The sequence below is a fragment of the Candidatus Megaera venefica genome (assembly GCF_034554655.1).
Taxonomy (GTDB): Bacteria; Pseudomonadota; Alphaproteobacteria; order Rickettsiales; family Rickettsiaceae; genus Megaera_A; species Megaera_A venefica.
Genome location: NZ_JARJFB010000194.1, coordinates 1 through 2,681, shown reverse-complemented (window position 1 = coordinate 2,681; position 2,681 = coordinate 1). Strand labels below are relative to the sequence as shown.

The window sequence follows — 2,681 nt, the reverse complement described above, 5'->3', positions numbered from 1 at the left end:
GGATAAAAAAAGGTAATATGAAGTTAAGCTTAAAGGAAGAAGAAGTTTTAGCTAGTAATAGGATGTAACGAGCGAAGTAATATGTCATAAATATTTTTTTATTTTAACAATAATGATTCATAGTGCCATAAAGAGCTGATTATTACTATGGATTTAAGTTATATTCTCTGCCAGTCTATCACTAGCTTTAAAGCTAACAATATTACGTTTAGCAGCTTTGGCAAGAGCAATATTATTGTGATGATTTAATCCATTTGGGAATAGGGGTACAGACTTAAATTCACCTATTTCATCGATAGTTACAGATTGCCCCGAGGAGATAAGTTCCTGCAACGTTTGGGCAAACATATCAACCATGCTTTCAGCAACAGTTTCGTCAATACCGAATCTATTTGCAGCGAATTTCACAAACTCATAATTATTCATATCAATACTCCTGTTTTTTTGTTTTACTTGTTTTCGATATTAAAGAAATTAATCAGCATTTTATTGAATTTATTTTTGTCTAACTTTAAATCTTTAGCAAAATATAGTTTAGCATCTTTCCATTTAGCTAGTACTTGACCAGATGTGTTAGTGATAATTTCTTCTTCCTGACTACTAAACTCTCCATTTAAGATTTCATCAACGAGTTTTTCTATACGTACACTACCGGCACCTTTTCTGATTTCTTCGGCAATCTCGATAAGAGCTTCTTTGTGGGCAGCTGATTTTTTTGAAAGAGCTAAGATGGTTTCTGCAGATCTAGCTGAAACTTTACTCATGTTAGCAACTGCATTCCAGATAGCCTTATCTATCTTCTCAAAGGCTAATAAGTTTTGGATCTTTTTTCTTGAGCACCCAGCAATTTCGGCTAATTGCTCTTGAGTTAGCTTGCCGTCTTGCTTTAGTTTAGCAAATGACATGCCTTTTGAGTATTCAGAAAGTCCAATCTGCTCGTTTTCCTTAATCTGGACAGTTGCGGCCTCTGCGTCTGTTACATTAGTTAATATTGCTTTGAGTGGTAAGTCGGCGGCAAGGCAAGCTTGCAGGCGTCTACTGCCAGCAATTACCTCATATTTGAACTTGCCATTGTCTTTTAAGGTTCGGACAAAAACAGGCGTTATTTGTCCGTTCCGCTTAATATCTTCAGCTAGAATATTCGTATCACCAAATTCAAAAGAATTGCGATCAGCATATTGCCACCTTTTGCAAACTCTTGGATCAACTTCTATTATTTCCATAAACATAATTCATTTAATATATAGTTATTATATCAGAAATACAGGACAAAATCAATAAGAAAAGATAATATAAAACTATTTAAATAGTTATTTGTCAGTAACTGAGAAATAGTTGCAGTAAAGCAATGTATGGTTTTTCTGACCATCTTAAAAAGAGAAAGGTATATAACATTTCTTCGGCTTGGAATGCATTCTTAGAATCACAAAGTACATTTGGCAAAAATTTGCAAACATTTCAAAGAGGCTCTTAAAAAGCTCCATATGGAGCTTTTTAGCCACCTGCATTTTTGTGAAAGATAGTTTTGTTGCTAATAGTTAATCTATCCCACTTTACATTATTCCCACAAAATGTTATCATAAGCGTATCCAAAGTGTAATTACAAGAGCAGGGCGCAAGGGGCATTAGTATGATGGCAAAAAAAATTTTAAGACCAGATGCAAAAGGACGTATTTGTTTAGGCAGCCTTACTAAAGGTGTTAGTGGCTACAAAGCAATAATGAATGAATCAACTAAGGAAATAACTTTAAAACCTTATGCCGAAGTTCAGTTACGTGAAAAATGGTTGTTTGAAAATGAACAAGCTTTATCTTCGATTAAAAAAGGACTTGAGCAATCTTCTAGAAAAGAAACTATTTACAAAGGAAGCTTCGCAAAATATGCGGATGAAGACAAATAGATGGGTTTTCGAATATTATTCACTAACGAAGCGGCGTTAAATTTAGAAAAATTAGAGAGTGACCCGAGTAAAAAGAAACGGTTAAATGCTGTAAGGAAATCTTTGGGGTATTTAGAAAATAATCCTAAACATCCTAGCCTAAATACGCATGAATATAATTCTCTAACCCAGCAATTTGGAATCAAAATATTCGAAGCTTACGCTGAAAATAAAACTCCCGAGGCTTATAAAATCTTTTGGCACTATGGTCCTGACAAATCTGAAATAACAATTATTGCTATCACGCCGCATCCATGATATAACGCGGGCACTTATAAGTACAAATTCTAGCTATTAGTTGTCTAAAGATTAGTTATAAGAAAAAATAGAGCAACTATAGTTGTATAATAAGTAATATTGATAGTCATACGAAACAGCATCATATTATCTTCACTTATCTTAAATTTAAGAGCCAAAAAAGAAGCTGGGCTAATAAAATATAAGCCTATTAACCCGCATATCTTATAAAAACGCTCCATATATCTCATCTTGGCATTTTGAATGTATGTGAAAGCAATAGCATATTTCCTCGTTGCCTACTATGTATATTTATTTATATCTGAATTAAAAAAACTTCTTTTTTCAGGTGTCCTTTTAACTAAGTTCTTCACAGAACCGACGCAGCGTAGCGGGGGAGAATTCCCCTTACTACCATCCCTTTTTCCATTGGCTAAAATAATCCTATAGACGAGTTAGTAGTAGTTGAAAATTTATACATGATTTGATAATATGTCTGATATTC

Annotated in this window: 4 protein-coding genes; 2 read left to right on the top strand and 2 right to left on the bottom strand. The window is 33.7% G+C overall.

Annotated elements, in window-relative coordinates; genetic code table 11:
- Positions 1-153: 153 nt before the first annotated feature.
- Both Megvenef_RS08675 and Megvenef_RS08670 read right to left on the bottom strand, forming a co-directional pair.
- The gene (locus tag Megvenef_RS08675) at positions 154-426 is read right to left on the bottom strand and encodes an HU family DNA-binding protein (protein WP_322777536.1); all 273 of its coding nucleotides are present in this window, start codon (positions 424-426) and stop codon (positions 154-156) included.
- 23 nt (positions 427-449) lie between these two features.
- Positions 450-1,223, bottom strand: a complete 774-nt coding sequence (locus tag Megvenef_RS08670) for a ParB/RepB/Spo0J family partition protein (protein ID WP_322777535.1) — start codon at positions 1,221-1,223, stop codon at positions 450-452.
- A 407-nt stretch (positions 1,224-1,630) separates the two neighbouring features.
- On the opposite strand from Megvenef_RS08670, the gene Megvenef_RS08665 reads away from it, so the two are divergent.
- Together Megvenef_RS08665 and Megvenef_RS08660 are read left to right on the top strand one after the other, a co-directional pair.
- Positions 1,631-1,900 carry a hypothetical protein gene (locus Megvenef_RS08665; protein ID WP_322777534.1) on the top strand — a complete coding sequence of 90 codons (270 nt, stop codon included), beginning with the start codon at positions 1,631-1,633 and terminating at the stop codon, positions 1,898-1,900.
- The gene (locus Megvenef_RS08660) at positions 1,901-2,197 is read left to right on the top strand and encodes a hypothetical protein (protein ID WP_322777533.1); all 297 of its coding nucleotides are present in this window, start codon (positions 1,901-1,903) and stop codon (positions 2,195-2,197) included. It begins immediately after the preceding gene.
- Positions 2,198-2,681 lie beyond the last annotated feature (484 nt).

Coding starts and splice junctions, on each gene's coding strand:
- Megvenef_RS08675 (WP_322777536.1), bottom strand. CDS start 426: ATGAATAATTATGAGTTTGTGAAATTCGCTGCAAATAGATTCGGTATT.
- Megvenef_RS08660 (WP_322777533.1), top strand. CDS start 1,901: ATGGGTTTTCGAATATTATTCACTAACGAAGCGGCGTTAAATTTAGAA.
- Megvenef_RS08670 (WP_322777535.1), bottom strand. CDS start 1,223: ATGGAAATAATAGAAGTTGATCCAAGAGTTTGCAAAAGGTGGCAATAT.
- Megvenef_RS08665 (WP_322777534.1), top strand. CDS start 1,631: ATGATGGCAAAAAAAATTTTAAGACCAGATGCAAAAGGACGTATTTGT.